General features: G+C 59.7%; 15 protein-coding genes. 2 read left to right on the forward strand and 13 right to left on the reverse strand.

The window, feature by feature from the left end:
• Position 1: 1 nt before the first annotated feature.
• Together KUL77_RS03195 and KUL77_RS03200 are read left to right on the forward strand one after the other, a co-directional pair.
• Positions 2-1,003 (forward strand): glycosyltransferase family 2 protein, encoded by a 1,002-nt coding sequence (locus KUL77_RS03195; protein ID WP_297143539.1) that lies wholly within the window; start codon positions 2-4, stop codon positions 1,001-1,003.
• Positions 1,000-2,103 carry a glycosyltransferase gene (locus KUL77_RS03200; RefSeq protein ID WP_297143543.1) on the forward strand — a complete coding sequence of 368 codons (1,104 nt, stop codon included), beginning with the start codon at positions 1,000-1,002 and terminating at the stop codon, positions 2,101-2,103. Before KUL77_RS03195 ends, KUL77_RS03200 begins: the two co-directional genes overlap by 4 nt.
• Here KUL77_RS03200 and galE read toward each other — a convergent pair.
• The 13 genes from galE to KUL77_RS03265 all read right to left on the reverse strand — a co-directional run bounded on the left by galE (position 2,100) and on the right by KUL77_RS03265 (position 19,658).
• Positions 2,100-3,092 carry a UDP-glucose 4-epimerase GalE gene (gene galE / locus KUL77_RS03205; protein WP_297143545.1) on the reverse strand — a complete coding sequence of 331 codons (993 nt, stop codon included), beginning with the start codon at positions 3,090-3,092 and terminating at the stop codon, positions 2,100-2,102. The two genes, KUL77_RS03200 and galE, sit on opposite strands and share 4 nt — an antisense overlap.
• 23 nt (positions 3,093-3,115) lie before the next feature.
• Positions 3,116-4,036 carry a lauroyl acyltransferase gene (locus KUL77_RS03210; RefSeq protein WP_297143548.1) on the reverse strand — a complete coding sequence of 307 codons (921 nt, stop codon included), beginning with the start codon at positions 4,034-4,036 and terminating at the stop codon, positions 3,116-3,118.
• Between the two features lie 9 nt (positions 4,037-4,045).
• Positions 4,046-4,657 (reverse strand): YbhB/YbcL family Raf kinase inhibitor-like protein, encoded by a 612-nt coding sequence (locus KUL77_RS03215; RefSeq protein ID WP_297143550.1) that lies wholly within the window; start codon positions 4,655-4,657, stop codon positions 4,046-4,048.
• 75 nt (positions 4,658-4,732) lie between these two features.
• Positions 4,733-5,503, reverse strand: coding sequence for a lysophospholipid acyltransferase family protein (locus KUL77_RS03220; RefSeq protein ID WP_297143553.1), 771 nt, complete (start codon positions 5,501-5,503; stop codon positions 4,733-4,735).
• Between the two features lie 44 nt (positions 5,504-5,547).
• On the reverse strand, positions 5,548-5,919 hold the full coding sequence (locus KUL77_RS03225) for a hotdog fold thioesterase (protein ID WP_297143608.1): 372 nt from the start codon (positions 5,917-5,919) through the stop codon (positions 5,548-5,550).
• Positions 5,920-6,001: 82 nt separating this feature from the next.
• Positions 6,002-6,625 (reverse strand): YkvA family protein, encoded by a 624-nt coding sequence (locus KUL77_RS03230; protein WP_297143556.1) that lies wholly within the window; start codon positions 6,623-6,625, stop codon positions 6,002-6,004.
• An 81-nt stretch (positions 6,626-6,706) separates the two neighbouring features.
• Positions 6,707-8,668, reverse strand: a complete 1,962-nt coding sequence (locus KUL77_RS03235; protein WP_297143610.1) for a phospholipase D family protein — start codon at positions 8,666-8,668, stop codon at positions 6,707-6,709.
• A 4-nt stretch (positions 8,669-8,672) separates the two neighbouring features.
• The gene (locus KUL77_RS03240; RefSeq protein ID WP_297143559.1) at positions 8,673-9,146 is read right to left on the reverse strand and encodes a histidine phosphatase family protein; all 474 of its coding nucleotides are present in this window, start codon (positions 9,144-9,146) and stop codon (positions 8,673-8,675) included.
• A 69-nt stretch (positions 9,147-9,215) separates the two neighbouring features.
• Positions 9,216-12,125, reverse strand: coding sequence for an ATP-binding protein (locus tag KUL77_RS03245; protein ID WP_297143562.1), 2,910 nt, complete (start codon positions 12,123-12,125; stop codon positions 9,216-9,218).
• A 6-nt stretch (positions 12,126-12,131) separates the two neighbouring features.
• Complete coding sequence (locus KUL77_RS03250) at positions 12,132-13,328, reverse strand: EAL domain-containing response regulator (RefSeq protein ID WP_297143565.1); 1,197 nt, start codon at positions 13,326-13,328, stop codon at positions 12,132-12,134.
• 71 nt (positions 13,329-13,399) lie between these two features.
• On the reverse strand, positions 13,400-15,739 hold the full coding sequence (locus KUL77_RS03255) for a family 20 glycosylhydrolase (protein WP_297143568.1): 2,340 nt from the start codon (positions 15,737-15,739) through the stop codon (positions 13,400-13,402).
• Positions 15,740-15,832: 93 nt separating this feature from the next.
• Positions 15,833-18,490, reverse strand: a complete 2,658-nt coding sequence (locus KUL77_RS03260) for a TonB-dependent receptor (protein WP_297143572.1) — start codon at positions 18,488-18,490, stop codon at positions 15,833-15,835.
• Positions 18,491-18,554: 64 nt separating this feature from the next.
• Complete coding sequence (locus tag KUL77_RS03265; protein ID WP_297143575.1) at positions 18,555-19,658, reverse strand: glucokinase; 1,104 nt, start codon at positions 19,656-19,658, stop codon at positions 18,555-18,557.
• Positions 19,659-19,912: the final 254 nt, after the last annotated feature.

The raw sequence follows: 19,912 nt of genomic DNA on the forward strand, positions 1-19,912 counted from the left end.
AATGGCAAACGCTCCTTGGCTAAGCGTCTTGATCCCGGTTTACAATGTTTCTGCCTATATCGAAGACTGTGTTCGCTCGGTACTGCAACAAGTCTTACATGACCCCGGTATCGAAATCGTGCTGCTGGATGATGTGGGCAGCGATGATTCTTGGGCCAAGGTGCAAGCACTGGCAGCGCAGCACCCGCAGCGGCTACGTTTATTGCAGCATGCGCATAACCGCGGGCTTGCCGCCGCGCGCAACACATTGCTGGCCGAAGCGCAGGGGCGTTATATCTGGTTTTTAGATTCTGACGATATTCTGCTGCCGGGCTCCATCGATGGCCTGCGCGCCGCCGTTAGCTCAGACGATCCGGATTTAGTGCTTTGTGATTTCGCCATTGTGCGCGAGCAGCCACGCCTCAGCCACCGCCTGCGTGGTGAGCAGCACCGTCGCACGCATCCTAGCCGCAGCGAAGCACTTTCGTACGATCGCAATGCGCTCGCCGTTGGCCTTTTAGGGCACCGCCAACTGCACGCTTGGTCGAAGATCGCCAAACGCTCCGTTTGGCAAGCAGCTCCTTTTCCCGAAGGGCGTTATTTCGAAGACATTCCCACGATCCCAGGCCTGCTGGCCGCTAGCCAGAGCTGGCGCCATATTGCCGCACCGTGGGTGGGCTACCGCCAGCGCGGCGATAGTATCTTGGCCACGACCACGCCGAAGAAATCACGCGATCTATTGGCCGCACTGCACGATCTTTCCAGTGGCCTCCGTATGATGGCCAACCGCTTCAATGCGGAAACCCAGATGGCCGCGGATTATTTCTGTCTGCGCACATTCGCCAACCTCGCGCGCAGCACGCCGCATAGCGATGCCGCACTCGATGCCGAATGCCGCACGGCCATGGCCGCGATCTTTCCGCAAGGTATTGCCCCGGTACTGGCCGACTGTCGCCGCCGCGGCTGGTGGCTGCGTGCACTGCGCTTACGCAGTGCCCTCGTCAAACGTGGCTGGCTGCAATGAGTCATCGCCGCGTGCGCGTGCTGCATTTTGTCACCGGCGGTTTTTCCGGCGGCGCCACGCAGGTGGCGATCCAGCTGGTCAACGCCGCCCGCGACAGTACCCAGATCGAACCGCTGCTGGTGCTACGCCGCAAGCGGCGCACGCCAGCGGCACGCATCACCGAGCTTGAGCAAGCGGGAGTACCACTGCGCGTGGTGCCGGGCTGGTCACACCTTGCAACGATCGTCGCGCTGGTGAAGCTATGCCGTGAATTTCAGCCCGATGTGCTGGTGGCGCACGGCTTCTCCGAGCACCTGTGGGGCCGCTACGCGGGCCTGCTCGCGTACGTGCCGCATCTGGTGCACGTTGAGCACAATACCCGCGAACGCTATACGCGCTGGCGGCGCGCGCAGACGCGCTGGCTGGCCAAACGCACCGATCGCATCGTCGGCTGCTCTGAAGGTGTGCGGCAAGTGCTTTTAGAGATGGGGATGCCGCCCGAGCGCACCATCGCGATCCCCAACGGCATCCGCCTAGACCTTTTTAGCGATGCAGAAGCGCATCCCTTTGCCGCACGCATTCCCGGCATCGTGATGGTGGCGCGTTATTCAAAACAAAAAGACCATGCCAGCTTGCTGCACGCGATTGCCTTGCTGCGCCAGCGCGGTCTTGACGTGCCCCTACAGCTGGCAGGTGGCGGCAAAACGCTGCACCGCAAGCCACTGGAAGCGTTGGCCGAACGCCTGCAGATTCAAGACCTCGTTAGCTTCTTGGGCGTGGTGCGCGACGTACCGCAGCGCTTGCTGGCCCACCAAATTTGTGTACTTAGTACCCATTACGAAGGCATGCCGCTGGCGCTGCTAGAAGGCATGGCCGCTGGCTGCGCGGTGGTAGCCAGCGCCGTACCCGGTGTGCGCGAAGTGCTCACCGATGGCGAGGATGGGCTGCTGGTACCAGAGGCCAACCCCGAGGCGCTGGCCGACGCACTCGAGCGCCTGATACGCCAGCCCGACGCCGCCGCAAAGATGGCCGCCCATGCACGCGCCGCCGCGCTCACTCGGCACAGCCGCGAGCTGATGCACCAGCGCTACGAGCAGCTATTTCTGGATATCACGCATTAGCGCGACGCCCACTGCGCGTGCCGCTGCTCCCACGCCCACGCATGCGCGACGATGGCGTCAAGCTCAGCGTAGCGTGGCTGCCAACCCAGCCCAGTGTGTGCAGCGCGGGCATCGGCCACCAGCGACGGCGGATCGCCTTCGCGGCGCGTCCCCACCACCACCGGGATCGGATGGCCGGTGACCCGGCGCACCGCGTCGATCACTTCCAGCACCGAATAACCATTGCCATTGCCGAGGTTGTAGCGCGCGCTCGGCGCGTCCTGCAGCAGCTGTTGCAGGGCCAGCAGGTGCGCCTCGGCGAGGTCTTCGACGTGGATGTAATCGCGCACGCAGCTGCCATCGGCGGTGGCGTAGTCCTCGCCATACACGGTGATATGCGGGCGGCGGTTTGAGGCCACCTGCAGGATCAGCGGGATCAGATGGGTTTCCGGTTCATGGCACTCACCGATCTCGCCCTCGCTATCGGCCCCTGCGGCATTGAAGTAGCGCAGGCAGACCGACTTCAGCCCATAGGCGCGGTCGTAGTCTTCCAGCATCTGCTCGACAAACCATTTGCTGCGGCCGTAAGGGTTAATCGGCTGCTTCGGGTGTGCCTCGTCGATCGGCACGTACTGCGGGTCGCCGAAGATCGCTGCGGTGGAAGAGAAAATAAATTTATTGATGCCATGCGCACGCATGCCATCGAGTAAGACCTGGGTGGCCGTTACATTGTTGCGGTAGTACTTGGACGGGTCAGTGACAGATTCGCCTACTTGAATAAAGCTGGCAAAGTGCATCACCGCATCGGGCTTGATCTCACCTAGCAGCGTATCGACAAAACCCGCATCACCGATATCGCCCACATGCAGCGGCGCACCCAGCAGCGCGGCACGTCGGCCGGACGACAGATCATCGGCCACCGCCACGTTAAACCCTTCACGGCGCAGCCGCTTCACCATATGCGAGCCGATATAACCGGCGCCACCAACGACCAACACCGTCTTTGTCATTTTCTTAAATCCTTATTCTCTTGCTATCGGTACAAATCCCAATACGGGTTTTCTTCACCGCTCTCCGGTGGACGTAGGGTGTAGCGCTTATAAGTCCACTGGTACTGGGAGAACGCACGCTGCGCCACCGCCTCTACACCGCGATTGAGCGCTGCCACTGCCACTTTGGAATCTGCATCGGCAATGCCCTCGGGTGCGGCTTCAACGTGCAGCGCAAAGCGCGGCGCACCGTTGCCGGGCAGGCGCTGAAACCAGCAAAACAGCACCTGCGCGCCGCTGCGATTGGCCAGCCGCCCAAGCAGCGTCATGGTCAACGCTTGCTTGCCGAAGAACGGCGCAAACTCACCTTCCCCCGCCTTGGGCTGCTGATCCGGCAGAATGCCCACCACGCCGCCTTTTTGCAGGCGCTTGAGCAGGGTGCGCACGCCCGAGGCTTCGGCGCGTACTTGCTCCACTTCGCCTTCCACATTGGCGCGCACACGGCGTAAAAACGCCTCGCCCACGGCTGACTCCGGCGGGCGATACAAAATCGCCAGCGGGGTTTTATGCGCCAGCCACTGATTCAATAATTCCCAATTGCCCATATGCGGCGCGGCCACAATCAGGCCGCGGCCACTGGCCAACGCGGCGTCGAATAGGTCTTCACCATGAAACTCCGCGATCTCGGCTACGTTACGCCGCGCAGGCCGCGTCCATAGGCGCAGTGTTTCGAAGGTCTGGCGGGCGGTGGTGCGCAGGATCTCGGCCACCATTGCCTCGCGTGCATTGCCAGCAAGGTCGGTGCGGATCATCTCCAAATTGCGCCGTGTGACGCGTGCCTCGCGTGCATCACGCGCCAGCCAAAGCCGCGCAATGGTGTCGGCCAATGCGCGCTGCACCGGCCACGGCAAGCGTGCCAATGCCCATGCAAAAAAATACAGCAGCGCGGCAGCCCAATGCTCCATACCAGAGTCTTAGCGTGCTACATGGAGGCTGTAGGTGCCGTATAACGAGGCTTCGCCCAGCACATGCCCGTGCATGGCGCGCAGCACATCGGCAGCGGTAAAGGCGGCGGGCAAGGGCAGGGTTTCGGCATCCAATGCAAACACACGGAAGAAATAGCGGTGCACGCGTAAATCGTGGGGAGGCGGGTAAGGGCCGTCGTAGCCGAAATACTGCCCGCCCATGTCGGCATTACCTGCAAACCAACCGGTGTAATCGTTTAGGCCACTAAGACCACCCGCATCCTGCCCCTGTGCCTTGCCTTTGGCCGTAAGCCCGCTGCTGCAGCTTCCCGCCGCAATGTCGCGCACGCTCGCCGGGATATTGGCCACTACCCAATGCACGAAGTCGCCGCGCGGGTGTTCCACCGGAATAGGCACGGCACTATTGGCCACCAGCGCGCCATCGGTCGGCGCATCGGTGTCGATACAGAGCAGCACAAAAGAGCGCGCCCCTTCCGGCACCTCGCTCCACGCCAGATGCGGGTTGCAGTTACCGCCAAACGCATGGCCACCGTCGGCACCCAATGCAAATTCAGCAGGGATCGGTTGGCGCGGCGCAAAACTATCACTGCGTATTTTCATCGTCACGGTCTCGCATATGGGTGGCTCGCATCCCTATAGGGTATCTCGAACGCTCCAGCCGATGGGTCTGTTCGCTTAGGCGGCGGCCATCGCCTGCGCCACACCCTCTTGCGCCGTTTGCGCAATACCGCGGCGGCCGTTGAACTCTTGTGGAAGGATCGGCGGCAGGAAACACACCCGTACCGGCCTTGCGGGCTCACCCAATAGGCGAAACAAATTCGCCATAAAGCTTTCGCGTTTGGCAAATGCAACGATCGCCTGTGCGCTACTGCGCGGGCCGTAACACAGCGCCACCGGCTGCACGGGTGCTTGCGCCTCTACGGCGGCGGTGAAAATGCGCGCATGAAAGGTGCCAAGCGCGATGCCATTGCGCGTGCCGCCCTCGGGAAAAGCCGCAACAGCACGCCCTTCGCGCAGCCGCTGCGCCATTTCCTGCATCACTTTTTCCAGTGAATCGCCGTTGCCGCGTTCCAGAAAGATTGTTTCTGCCTGCGCAACAGCCCAGCCAAGTGCAGGCCAGCCACGAATCTCTGACTTCGCGATGAACCCCATCATATGCTGCGAAAGCAGCACCATGATGTCGATCCAGCTCACATGGTTGGCCACAAACAACGTGCCGCCGCGCAGTGGCTGCCCCTCACGGTGCAGGCGCATGCCGAAGATCCACAACAGGCTGCCTGCATACCAGCGAATAGCGCCATGAGAGAGCTTGCCGCCGCGCCCTAGCGCAATCAGTAGCAGCACCATCGGCAAATCCACCAGCGCGTGCCAGAGCAATAATGGGGTGCGAAAGAGATAGCGCAGGGCACGCGGCAAAATGCCGCCTGTGGATGACGTCGGGCTCATGGAAGCAGCAATTTGGAAGAGGGCGCTGAAATAGCTGGTGCGTATTATCCGCCAGAGGCGGGCGGCTGCGGTAACACTGCTAGCGTAATTCGGCTGGTGCAGACCGGCCGCCCGGTGTCATCTTCAATTTCGATGGCCCAAACTTGCGTGCTGCGGCCGATATGCACCGGCCGCGTTGTCCCTGTCACCACGCCACTGCGCACCGCACGCAGGTGGTTGGCGTTGATTTCTAGCCCCACCACGGCGCTCCCACCTGCCATCAGCGCGCCCGCACTGCTGCCGAGGGTTTCCGCCAAGGCCACCGAGGCGCCGCCGTGGAGCAGGCCGTAGGGCTGGTGGGTGCGGGCCTCTACCGGCATCGTGGCGCGCAAATAGCCATCGCCCAATTCGGTAAACACAATCCCTAATGCCTCCATCAAGGTATTGCGTGAGCGGGCATTGAGATCAGCTACGGTGACGCCTTGCGGCCATGCAAACGGCTTGTGTTCCACGCGCGCCTCAGCTGACCTTGAACGAGCTGGGGCGCCATGTGCGCACATAGGAACCACTGCCGCGCAGGCCGTAGCCGCTGCTGCGGCCATAGCCGTAGCCAAAGCCCTGCTCACGATCGCGGCGGGTGTGCATACGTTCCATCAGCTCTTCACGACGCCCGTCGAGCCATTCCGTACGCCCCAAGGTGGCAGGGTCGATTCCGCGTTTTTTCGCTTCACGTGCGCGGTAGTCGCAAAAGTCGTCGTAGGCGTCGAGCTCATGCGCCAAATCGCGCATCGACAGCTCGATCATCACCGCATCGTCAAGGAAGCCGAGCACCGGCACGTCGTCTGGAATGATGTCGCCCGGATCAGAGAAGTAGGTGAGTGCAGACACCACGTGTTGCTTGTCGGCGTCGGCCAACGCCCAAGCCTCATCGCGCAGCATGGCGATCATATCGTCCAAGCGTAGCAAACGCGCTTTGATGAAATCTGGCATCGCGATGTTGTGCGCACGATCCAACAGCGCGGTGGCAGCGGCGATCACTTCCTCACTGCTTTTCCCTTCTGCAGCTTTCCGCGAACGCTCGGCCGCAGCTTGAAAATGCGCAAGATCGTGATCGTTAAGTTCAAAGTTCAAAGTAAGCGACATAACGACATCCATTGCACGTTAATGAGAGACCTTCAGCCTAGGCCGCGCACCCCGGCGCGTCAATGACCAAACGGCATAGGGCTACAGAATGGGGGCCAGCCCTGCGCCAAAGCCGGTAAACAGCCGCACACCCAGCCACTTAAGCCCAATATCCACTTCTGGAAAGTCACCCACTGGTTGGTTGCAGCGGCGGAAATCACTGGCAAACGGCGACTGCGGCTGCGTGGTAGGTGGGCAATCTGGTCCTTCTACATAGTCGTAACTGGTGGCGTATTTAATCGGCCACAGGTCGAATATCGGCGTCTTTTCCGACAGTTTTGCAAGGTTGAACTCAACCCCCGATAGATAGGGCGTTCCTTCACGCCGCGCGATCGTCCACGCGTTGCCGGGGGCCATGTCGCGCAGGATGCTCGCTGCCAAATGCTGGGCGAAGTTAGCATCTTCGATCACCACCGCACCTTCGGTATTGAGCTCGTCACCGCGTGGGTCAAAATTATGGCTACCTACCACGCCAATACGGTCGTCGATCACCATTGATTTTGCGTGCAACCCCATGCGCATTCCGGCACTTTTCAAGCGCACCGGCAGCCCCCCCGACGACGCAAACGGCGAAGGTCGCCCCGCCTCGCTCACCGGGTCTTCACTCAACCGGCGTTTAGCGAGCTGACGTTCGCGCCGGCTGTGCGTAGCTCCCGGTACTGCAGACGCAGCGGGCGGTGGCGCAGGCTGCGGCAAATTGGCCCCCGTCGCACCTAGTTCAAATGGCGCATCCGCAGGAAACGGTTTGAACTCATGAATTTCGAAACCGAAATCACGCAGATAGCGGCGTTTGTATTTATACGACATGGCGTAGGTGATAAACGCATCGGTCGCGGCTAGGCTATTGGTGGAAATCCGCACACGCGGTGCATCGGCCTGCTGGTGCAGCTCACGAAACAGCTGCTGCGCAGACTCGGAAAGCACGAGATAGGGCGTCTGGAGCAGCACTTCTTGATCGGCATCGCGAATGAGCTGCATCAGCTGGCGGCTGGTAAAACCAAGCGGCAGGCTATCGTCGCGCTGAGTGTCGCCGTCACTGCGGTGTTTGATTGGCAAATCAGCCACGTAATGCACACGCCCAACTGAGAGCGCCGGTGCGATGAAATGCGCGTTCAAGACTTCAGCATTGTCCACGTCTGCGAGGAGTGCGCGCACACGCTCGGGCTTGCGATACGGGTGATGCGGCGCAGGCGGCGGGCCGTTGTCATGTAGAAAGCGCGCCACATCCCCAAGACGCTCGGCGGGAACACTGCGATGCGATGCCCAGAAGGTATTGAAGTTAGCCTCCATTTCCGCAACGACAGGGCCTGCCAATAGCAGGTCACGGTCGCGAAAATTAAAGCTTTCGCCCCAGTCGTAATAATCGTCTTGATAATTGCGCCCACCGGTAATCCCAACAAGCCCGTCAACGACCAGCACCTTGTTGTGCATGCGACGATTGAGTTTGCGCAAACAGCACAACGCCGCCACCGCGTACATAGGGGCGGAAAACCGCGCACGATCGAATACCGGGTTGTACACACGCAGTTCTAAATTGACGTGCAACGCGGTTAGCGCCGCCAGTGTTTCTACTTTGCGCAGTGCGGCGAGTTGATCAATCAAAATACGGATTTTGACACCGCGAAACGCAGCCGCTTGCAACTCATCAAGTACTAGCTGCGCCGCATCGTCTTCGTCAAAAATATAGGTTTGCAGGTCAATGCTTTTTTGCGCGCTGCGAATTAAGTGGATGCGGGCCAGCAGCGCATCAGGCGCATCATCCAAGATCAGCACTTTGTGCTGGGGCGCATTGGGTTTGGAAGCCTTCCACGCCGTGCTGGCCATCTCACGCAGTGGCGACACCAGCGCGCAGGCATCCATGCGCTGGCAATCGACTTCGGCACTACGCGCCGCGTGAGCAACGGCCGCGGCGGCCTCACGTTGCGGTGAAGACAGCGTGGCACAGCCGCCTAGAACAAGCGCCAGCGCTGCGCTTAACCACAGCGCACAAAACCGCCGCGCCATCGCCTCATGGCCACCAGAAATGCGCGAGCTGGGCAACACCTGGCTCGATCGCGGCCTGCTCATCAAACGTCAGCACAGCGATCGAAGCGGGCGGCATACCGCGATAACTGCCCGACTGGCCACTATGCAGCAGCGCTACTAGCTGCTCTAGGCCCGGATTGTGGCCCACCAGCATCAACCGCTTCGCATCTTTATGCGCGTCCAGCAGCGCTACCAGCGTGCCGGGGCTTGCGTCGTAAATATTCGCCTCTTCACGCACATCGCTGCAGTGAAGGTCTCCCAGCGCTGTGAGCGTTTGCTGGGTACGCGCCGCCGGTGAGCACAGTACGCGATCGGGTAGCAGCTGATGCTCACGCAACCAGCCCCCGGCGGTCTGCGCTTCTTCTTGCCCCGTTGCAGACAACGGGCGCTGCGCATCGTCTTGGCCACGAACGGGTGACTCAGCGTGGGCGTGGCGTAGCAGAATCAATTCGCGCATGAGCATCTCTCCTTGAACGATCCACAAAGAGTACACGCGCAGCACCCGAACCGCAGCAGGTTCTGCCGATTAACCGTCGGTCGATTTACCTAAGTGTTGGTTTAGCCGCTCAAAATCCGCGTGCAGCCGCCCGGTTAATAGCGGCAGCAGTGGCAGCTCGTTACGCCGCGCAGCGGCTTCTAGGTCGGCCGCTGTTGCCGCCAGCTGCATCGCACCCACCAGCTTGGCCGCCCCTTTGATCCGGTGCGCTTGGCTGACCAAATCTTGCAGACTTTCGCTTAGCAGCAGGTGATCTAGCTCATCCAAGTCTTCGCTGGTGCAGTGCAGATAATCATCGAGCACCGAGGCCATGCTGTCTAGATCGTCGCCCGCCACCTCAAGCAGCATCTCGTGCGATAGCACCGGCACTGTCGCTTGCTCGGGCTGCTGCATCTGCTTGGTGTTGTTCGCCGCCTGCAGCCGCATCTGCTGCGACGCACTAACGCTGCTATCACCCGCGGTATGCGGCAGCCAGCGCTGCAGACAGGCGCCTAGCGCGGGAATACCTACCGGTTTGGCGAGATAATCGTCCATTCCCGCTGCCAAGCATTTCTCGGCCTCGCCCTTCAGCGCGGCAGCGGTCAAGGCAACCACCGGGGTACGCGGCAATCCGCCCCCACGCTCTTCATCACGAATGGCCTGCGCAAGCTGGTAACCATCTCGGCGTGGCATATGCACGTCGGTGAGCACCAGCGCATAGCGCCCGCTGCGCCACGCCTGCAGGCCTTCTTCGCCATCCTCGGCCACTTCCGACAAATAGCCCGCTAGCGCAAGCTGGCGCTGGATCACCTGTCGATTGGTGGCGTGATCGTCTACCAGCAACACGAGGCTGCGATCGCGCTCGGCTTCCGTAATATCTGCAGGCAGGCTGCGCGGGGCAAAGCCTTTCACCTGCTGCAGCGACTGCAGAGCGTCTTGCACATCGTTTGGGTTCGCGCGCGGTAGCGTGACTTTCAGCTGCATGCTGGTGCCGCGCCCCGGTTCGGATTCCATCTCCACACTACCGCCCATTAGCTCGGCGATGCGGCGACTAATGGCCAGCCCCAGCCCGGTACCGCCAAAGCGCCGCGTGGTATCGGCTTCCGCCTGTGCAAACGGTTGGAACAACCGCGCCTGCGCCTGCGCGCTGATGCCAATCCCGGTGTCGATCACTTGCAGCAGCAGCTGATCGCTGCCGAGCTCACCGCTGTTAGGGTCACTGGAGACCACTTTGGCCGCTACCGTTACACCGCCACGCTCGGTGAATTTGATCGCGTTCGACAGGAAATTACCGATCACCTGGCGCAGCCGCACGGGGTCGGCCAGATACGCCGGGGCCAGCTGTGGATCGATGTCACTGCTCAGCACCAAGCCTTTGCTTGACGCCGAGCCGGAGAAATTTGCGGTGACGCTGTGAATGAGTTCGGCCAACGCGATCGGTACCGGCTCAATTTCCATTTTCCCGGCTTCAATTTTGGAGAAGTCCAAAATATCGCCAATGATACGCAGCAGTGTTTCCGCCGAGGCCTGTACCACCCCCAATGAACGCCGCTGCTCGGGATCAAGTTCGGTATGTGCCAGCACTTCGATCATGCCGGTGACGCCGATCATCGGGGTGCGGATTTCATGGCTCATCGCCGCGAGGAAGGCACTTTTCGCGCGGTTGGCATCACGCGCACGCGCTTCACTATCGCGCAGCGCGCGTTCCAAGCGTTTGATTTGGGTGAGGTCGGTAGCCACCGCCAACAGCCCCACCATCGAACCGTTGTCATCGCGCATGGCCGAGAGCGCCAGCAGCACCGGCAGGGTGCGCCCACGCTGGTGACGCAGGGCAAATTCACGCGGCGGCTCATGATGCCTTGCCAGCTCACGCAAGGTCGTCCAGTCCGCCTCGACTGGCCGCCCATAGGCTTCGCTCAGCGAGCGCGACAGCGTTTTAACCGATTCGTGATCCAAAATGGCATCGAGCTTTTTCCGCCCCAGTAGCGAGCCTGCGGGCCAGCCGAGTAGCTGTTCGGCAAAGGGATTGATCTGGGTGAATACACCGTCATCACCCACCGCAAAGATCGCAGTTTGCGCCGCTTCAAGCAGCAGCCGCTGGAACTGTTCGCGGCGTTCCAGTGCAAGATGCACTTTTTCATTATTGATCAGCTGGTCACTGAGCTTTTCTTCGATCTTACGAATGTGCTCACGCATCGCCAAAATGCTTTGCTGAATCTCGCCCAGCTCGCCTTTAGGAACGTAGCGCGGCTGCACTTTGAAGTCGCGATTGGCGTGCCGCTGCGCAAGCCATGCCAAACTTTCAACACCGCGAAAAGCGTTATACAAAATGCGCCAGCCCACGCTAATGATCAGCAGCAAACACAGGAGCGCCAGCGCCAACCGCAACCAGCCGACCCAAGCCAACTGCTGTAGGCTGTCTTTCGCTAAAGTGTCGGCGCGTGTGAGTTCAAGTACTTCAATTTTGGATAGCCGCTGCAGCAGAGGGTCTAGCGCATCGTGTAGCTCGTGATCGGCGAGCTGGTTGAGTGCAGGAAAATCGCGCCTACGCAGCACTTCGCGCAGGCTGACCGTGACCTCATCCGCGCGCGGGCGCGCTAGCAGCGCCTGCTCCAGCAAAACGCGTTCTTCGTCGTCTTGTAACAACTGCTGCAACACAGTCCATTCTTTCAGGATCACGGCTTGCGCATCGTCAATTTCGCTACCGGCCTGCTGCTCACCGATCATCTCGTTGCGTGTGCGATAAGCCGCATTGGTAATGTCGCGTCCATACGCATCGGCCAGACGCCGGGTATGGCGTACCCCGGCAAGCGCATCGCTACGCATACTTTCTAGTGCACGGCTGGCCGTGTATTGCTCAACCTGCTCAACCCCCAGTAGCAGCACACCCGCCAGCAAAATTAGGCCGAAGAGCCCAAGCAGTTGGTAGCGAAGGCCGTGGCGAAAAGGATCGAACTGCATACCGACTTAGTGTACCGGCCTGCGCCAGCGCGCGACAGCCGCCACCAATTCACTGCCCGGCACCGGGCGACCGATCAACCAGCCCTGTGCGATATCGCAGCCCAACTCGGCAAGCAATTGCCAGTCTTCTTCCGTTTCAACCCCTTCGGCCACGGTTTGCAGCCGCAGCTTTTTCGCCAAATCTAAGCTGGCCTCAACCACCGCCTGCTTACGCTTGTTGCGATGGGCGCCACCGACAAATTCTTGGTCTACTTTGAGCTCGGTAAACGGGATCCGCGAGAGCTGCGAAAGCGACGAATAGCCCGTACCGAAATCATCAATCGATAAACCAAACCCTTTGAGCCGCAGCCGCGCCAACAGGCCCAGCCCACGCGCCGCGTCCAGCATGACCGAACTTTCGGTAATTTCTAAAATAACGTGTTCCGGCTTTAACCCGTAGCTTTCAACAATGGCCTGATAGCGATCGGCCACATCGGGGCTTACCAAAGCTGCTGGCGACACATTCACGGCCACTTTCAACTCAAGGCCATCGTGCGCCCACCGTGCCAACCACTGACAGCTGGCATCCAGCATCCGAATAGCCAAATCAACGGCGAGCCCTTCTTTTTCGAGTGCGGGCACAAACAGGAGCGGGCGCACCACGCTGCCATCCCGACGCTCCCAGCGCGCCAGCGCTTCAACGCTAACGACCTGGCCGTTGGCAAACTCCACCTGCGGTTGAAACCAGGGCACGATTTCACCTTGCGCCAGTGCTTGCACCAACTCTTCTGTTGTGAAATTGGCTTCGCCTTCGTCTAATGCTTCGCTGCCGTTGTCGTTAAAGCGGCCTAGGATGTATTCCAGCTTGTCGCGGGTAAGTGGTTTTTCCACACTTCCCAACATCCGCAGCCCATAGGCACGGGTCATTGTTTGCACCGTATTGAGCAGCGCCCCATCAAGCGCACTGACCACGGCCACCGCACGCGCAAGGCGTTCTTGGGCGATATGGCCAATGCACTCGATCCCGTCCATGCCGGGCATGTCCAGATCCATTAGCACGATGTCGAGCGGCTCATCGCGGTTGCGCAAAAAATCCAGCGCAGGCAGCCCATCGGCCGCTTCATGAATACGCTCTATCCCCAAATCCGCAAGTAAACGCAGGGCAATCCGACGCTGAAAGCCGTGATCTTCGACCACCATTATCTGCAGCTCAGACCAGCCCATTCCACTCCCCTGCGCCTACCCGCAATTGCCAAGCCTAACCCAGCGCTTGGCAATGTGGAATCCCAGTGGCGTTATGGGGTTTTTTCTGTATTTGGAATCAGGGTCACGCGGTCCACGGTCCAGATCGTTGGCCGGGTATCGCCGGTGAACCAAATGCACAGATCGGCCTTGGCTGCGGTGGCGGTAATGGGGGCGCGCAAAGTGATAAAGCCATCGGCATCTGGCTGCGCGGGCAGCGGGAGGCTGGCCAGCACGGGGCCATCGCAGCCTGCATGCAGTTCCAGTTCGCCGTGTGCGGTTTTGGCTGGCTTGAATTTGCGGTTGGGTTCGTCGTGTGCCAGCTGGAAGAAGTAGGGTAGGCGACCTGCACGCACTTCAATGCTGGCGGTGTTATTCAGCGGTGCCTGTGTCCATTGCCAGCATGGGTTGAAGATGTCCACGTTAAAGAGTTCACGAACGCCTTCGCGCGGGCCATCATCCTCTAAGCGCAACACCAAGCGTCCGCCATCTGGGCATTGTCCGAGTGCATCACTGCGTCGCGTTAGCAGGGACGCGGCGGTCAATTGCTTCTGCACCGGCGCGGCGAGAGGTATTTCGTTGAAATAGGCCTGCGCCTGCACGTTGACCGGCAGCGTCACCGCAAGTGGCGCGTAATACAACGGCGAATGCGCCGTAGGTGCGCTGCCGTCGGTGGTGTAACGCACCGTGTAGCCTAATGGCTCACGCAGCGTCACCACTGCGCCAGCGTTGCCTAGCTGCGCGTCGAACTGCGGCTGGAATGGCGTCTGCGCATAGGCAATGCCCTGCTGCTGCCAGCGCGGCAGCATCGCCGGAAGGCGCTGCAAGAAACTGGTGTAGCTGCGCGCACTCTGCGGCGACCAAGCCGTCTCGGCCACCGCCGCGATACGCGGGAAGAAGGCATGCTGCACGCGTGCAAAGCTACGCATATGCTCGGTCCAGACATTGGCCTGCACGCCGAGGATATGCTTGGCCTGCTGCGCATCCAGTACCTTCGGCACCGGCTCAAAATCGTACACGCGCTGCAGTGGGATCATGGTCGGCCGGCCTGGGATTTCATCCGCAGATGCGGTCTGCAGATAATCAAAATACAAGGTGTCTGATGGAGCCATCACCACGTCATGGCCCTGTTTAGCGGCATCGATCCCGCCTTCAATGCCGCGCCAGCTCATCACCGTTGCAGCAGGCGGCAACTGACCCGCCAAAATTTCATCCCAGCCCAGCAAGCGTTTGCCGTGCGCAGATAGATATTTCTCCAGCCGTGCCAGCATCCACGCCTGCAAGCCTTCTTCGCCATTCACGCCCAGCTCGCGGATACGCGCCTGCATTTTGGCCGAAGCCTTCCACTGGTCTTTGACCGCTTCATCGCCCCCAACATGCACATAGCGGCCGGGGAAGAGTTTGACCACCTGGCCAAACACATCTTCCAGAAAGCGCATCGTGCTTTCATCGGCATTAAACAGATTGACATTGACGCCCCACTCGGGCGAGACCGCAATCGGCTGGCCGGAAACACCCAGCTGCGGGTAGGCGGCGATGGCCGCAGTGGCGTGGCCGGGCACATCCACTTCCGGAACGATCTCAATATGACGCGCAGCGGCATAGGCCACCACGTCGCGAATTTGTGCTTCGGTATAGAAGCCGCAGTACGGCACGGGTTTGCCCGTGTCCGCATCAACACCGCCGTCGCCTGCAGGAATACGGCAACTTCCTACCTCGATGAGTTTTGGCCAACCTGGCACCGGAAAGCGCCAGCCTTGGTCATCGGTCAAATGCCAATGGAAGACGTCAAGCTTGAGCTGAGCCATCGCGTCGAGCAGGCGTTTGATCTCATCGACCGACTGAAAATGCCGCGCCGAATCCAGCATAAAGCCGCGCCAACCAAAGCGCGGTGCATCGTCAATCTGCAGCGCGGGCAAACGCACATTGGTAGCGCCCACGTCACCAGAGGTCAGCAGCTGCGCAAGCGTGACTGCCCCGTAATACAACCCTTTTTCAGTACCCGCCTGCACGCGTACGCCGCCTCGATCGATATCGAGGCGATACGCGTCTGCGTTCGGCCATTTTGCGGCTGAGTCCAGCGAGAAAGTAATTGTACCAGCGGCGCGCCCGGCCTTACTTAAATCCAACGCAAGCGGCAACGTGCTTGGCAACATCGCCTTGAACTGCGCACCCACGCGGCGCACCTTCTCGCCATCGCCCGCCAGTACCCGTGTGCTCGCCGTTACGGTAAACCCACCTTCGGCCTGCCGCATATTAAGTGGCTGCGGAATCAGCTTGGGTTGAATGGCGATAGGCTCCTGCGTGGCGGTGTCCGCGTGCAGCGGCGCCGTCAACAGGCAGAAGGGCAATGCGGTGGCGATGAAAGCAAGGTGCGAGCGTCGAATCATCATGTCTTCCTTTGCGCAAGGTTGCGCCATTGTCCCTAAAAAAATGGGGCCCCGAAGGGCCCCCAGGGAGGGTTACGCCAGTTGAACGCTTGAAACTTAGAACTTGAAGCGGAAGTTCAGGTAGTACTGACGGCCGTTGTTGTAGAACGAACGCGGCAGTTCCTTGGTTTGACGGTAGGTCAGCATGGGGTCGTTGAGGTTCATCGCATCGAAACTCACGCTCATCCAATCGTTGAACTTGTAGCTCAACGAAGCCGACACGGTGCTGAAGTCGTCCTGATAGAACGGAACACCCTTGTCTTGACCGATCAAGAACGCCGAACGGCTGGTGAGGCCAACACGGGCACCGAAGCGCTCGTTTTCGAACCACACACCGATGTTGTAGGTGTTCTTCGAGGTGCCCACTAGGCTATCGCTACCATCCGCCCAAACGAAGTTCTTCACCTTGCCATCTGCATAGGTGTAGTTGGCATCGAAACCAAAGAACTCACCCAGCGGCTGTTGATAGGCCAATTCAAACCCGCGGACTTCGCCATCCACATTGGTTGGGACACTGACGATATAGTCTTGCAGGCTGTGATCCATCTCGCTGTACATCTGCTTGACGGTGTTACCGAAGCCCACATAGTCCTTCAGGTTCATGGTGTACACACCTGCGCTGAACAGGCCGCGCGGCATGAAGTACCACTCGTAGGTGGCGTCGAAGTTGGTCGACACAACCGGACGCAGATCCGGGTTACCACCGCCACCGTGCTTGGTTAGGTCATCACCCCAGAGGGCTGCACCAATGGCCGAGTAGTCGGGCAGAGTCATGGTCTGCGATGCCGCCAAACGGAAGACGCGATCATCGGCCAGATCAAACTTCAAGTTTGCGCTGGGCAGCAGCTTGCTGTGCTTGTTGTTAACCGCGTTGCGGTTCCACTTATTGCCGCTTGCATTGGTTACATCACCCGTTGCAGCCGACGTCGGGACATAGTTCAGAATGTCTTGGTTGACGTTGACGTAGCGCACGCCCACATTACCGCTCCAACCTTCGCCCTGCAGATTGGCTTGGAAGTAAGCAGCGATGCTGCGCTCATCGACATTCCATTCCGAACCGTAGTCGCGGTACGAACCATCGGTGAACCAACCCGAGCTGGAGCGCAGTGCGTTCTTCAGGCCTTCCACGTCAAAGTACTGGATTCCCTGCGGGATTTTGTTGCCAAGCCCGCTCGCGAAATCTGACGGATACAGCACGGTCGGAACATTTTGCAACGCCGCCCAGTAAGCAGCACCGTCGATTGGGCCGCCATTGGGTGCCGAGGAGTTGCGCTTGTGCTTGGCATAACGCAGGCCGTAGTTGAACGAGTTCAGCACACCGTTATCGAAATACTGGCTGAAATCGACCTTACCCCAGTTTTCCTTGTCTTCGGCACGAATACCCACGTTACCCCATGCGCCGAAATAGAACGCCGGGCTCATATCGCCTTGGATGTCCCAATCGATCGGCGAATTGCTGCCTTTGTACTGATAGCTCACGGTGCTGTTGGTACCTTCCGCCACACCCGCTTCAACGATGTACTGACGCGGGGTTTCGCCAACACCCTTGGTGGTACCTACCTGGAATTTCGCATTCAGGCTTTCGCTGATGTCCCAATCGGCATCAAAGGTGAAGTATTTGCTCTTGGCATTGGAGTCGCGCACGATTTCATCGAACACACCGTAGTAGCCCGGGGTGCCGGAATCGGTGACGCTCGTCATGATCCCGTTATTGATTTCGTACTGATCCGGATTACCGGCGAAATTCCATTCGATCATCATGAAGTTGTTGTTGACGTTGTTCGCCTTCAACTTCGAATAGAAGGCCTCAACACCAAGGGTCAGGTTATCGCTGGGCTTGAACTGCATCGAGAGCAGGCCGCCCTTACGGTCACGCTCCTGCTGGAACAGGGTTGCACCGGTAAGTTCCGGCACGTAGGTGCCCGGATTGGTTCCACCGACATTGTACTTCTGCCAGGCACCGACGATTTCCTGCGCGTCGCGACGCAGATGGCGCTGCTGGCTAAACGCCTGCACCATCACACCGAAGGTATTGGCTTCGTTGCGATAGTTGAACAAGCCTGCCAACTGCGGATCGGTTTCACCGGCTTGATCGGAGTACACCGCACCGACCGAGGCTTCGGTGGTGATCTGCTTGGCAAACTCCAGAGGCCTACGGGTAATGATATTGATATTGCCGGTGGTGCCGCCTTCTTGGAACCGAGCTTCCGATGACTTATGCACTTCCACCGAACGCACTAGTTCGGACGGCAGCAGGGTGTAGCTGACGCTGCGGCCCACATTATTGCCCTGGCTAAGCACGAACCAGTCGGCGCTGCCGACGCTGTGGCCGTTGATCAGGGTCTGGGTCAGACTGGAGCTGGTGCCGCGCAAGGACACGCGGTCGGCTTCGTCGAAGCCACCTTCCGCAGCCGAGGATGAGCTGATGTTGACGCCGGGCAGGCGCTGCAACGCATCGGCGACGTTGTGCGCCGGCAGCTTGCCCACGTCTTCCGCGGTAACGACTTCAACGCGAGAAGCGGCATCGCGCTTGGTATCCAGCGATTTTTCCATCGCTCCGCGGATGCCGGTGACCACCACCGCATCAAGATCTGTGGCTTTTTGTTTTGTTGCGGCCTTTTGCTGGGCCGGGGCTTGGTCTTGCGCGTGTACGCTGCCCGCCATACCCAGCACGGCCACGACACTCAGTGCCAACATGTTCTTGCGAATTTGCATTACTTGTTTCTCCAGGGCTGTTGTGGCGTCGGGCCTGCGCTCCAGCGGGCCTTCCGCTATTGGGTCATGTTGTTACGGCGGCCCGTCTCTGCTCGGCCTTTTCTCGGTGGTCCTGCTCACGCAGGTGTTGCAGATACCAGCTCGCCGCACCGAGAACGCCGAGCTTTTCGTTTTCAACCAGCCGCACGGAAACGCGTTCCAGTACGGCGCGCATTGCACCTTTGTTCACCAAGCGCGCACGGAACTCACTGCGCGTAATGAAATCTAGGATTTGCGGCACGATGCCGCCTGCAATAAATACTTTGTTGGCGCTGGCGATCATGGCGAGATCACCGATGAAGCTGCCAAGCAACTCGCAAAACGCCAACACCGCATCCAGCGCCACGGCATCATGGGCACGTGCGGCCTGGGTGATCTCGGCAGGTGTTTGCAGCTGCGCGGTTTTACCCTGCTGCGCACAAAGCGCTTGGTAGATATTCATCAAGCCTGGGCCCGACAAGAACTGCTCGGTGCAAACGTGCTGTTGCGGCTGCTGTTGCCGCTGCCACGCCAGCAGCGATTCTTCCCGCGCATTGCCCGGCGCAAAAGCCGCCATGCCCGCTTCGGTGGGCAGCACGACTACGTCCTTTCCACGCGGAATGCAGATGGCTGCACCCAGCCCGGTTCCCGGCCCGATCACCAAGGCAGGGCCACAGCCGCTATCGGCAACACCCGGTGTCAGGTCACGCGAATCGGTGTTCGCCAAACGGCCAACGCCGTGCGCGGCCGCAGCGAAATCGTTGACCACATGCAGTTCACGCAGGTGCAGTTCATCGCGCAGCTTCGCCAGCGAAATCCGCCAGGGCAGATTGGAGTTGATGACCTCATCGTCCAGCAGCACACCCGCACTGGCGATCACCATGCAGTCGATGCCTTCACGCGCTGGATGGTCTTGCACAAACTCCGCCAAAATCGCGGCGAGGCTCGGGTAATCGTTGCAGGGGAACTTGCGCCAAGACAGCACCTGCAGACCGCCATCGGCGTCGGCACGTACCACCGAGATGCGCGCATTGGTGCCGCCGACGTCGGCGGCAATAAAGCAGGTTCCGGAGGCCAGCGCAGGATGTGCCGCAAACGGCGCATTGATCGCCGTCGCCGCATTGCTCGCAACCCCTGCTGCATTCCCCATTCCAAGCACCCCTTTCACACTTGAGCGATGAACTCTGCACAGTCGTGACATCGTTGTCAACAAATAGTCATGAAGTATTCATGTTTTTGTCAAAATAGCCCTATTCATCTTTTTTATTTTTGCGGCGCAGCATAAATTTCGACCATTTCTTTCGTAGAACTAGGTGTTATGCGGCTTAAAATTTTGTTGCATGCATCACCACAAGACAAAAAGTGGACATATTTGATGACTCGCCAGATGCACCTTTTTGTCTG

Source organism: Thermomonas sp. (genome assembly GCF_019104945.1).
Taxonomy (GTDB): Bacteria; Pseudomonadota; Gammaproteobacteria; order Xanthomonadales; family Xanthomonadaceae; genus Thermomonas.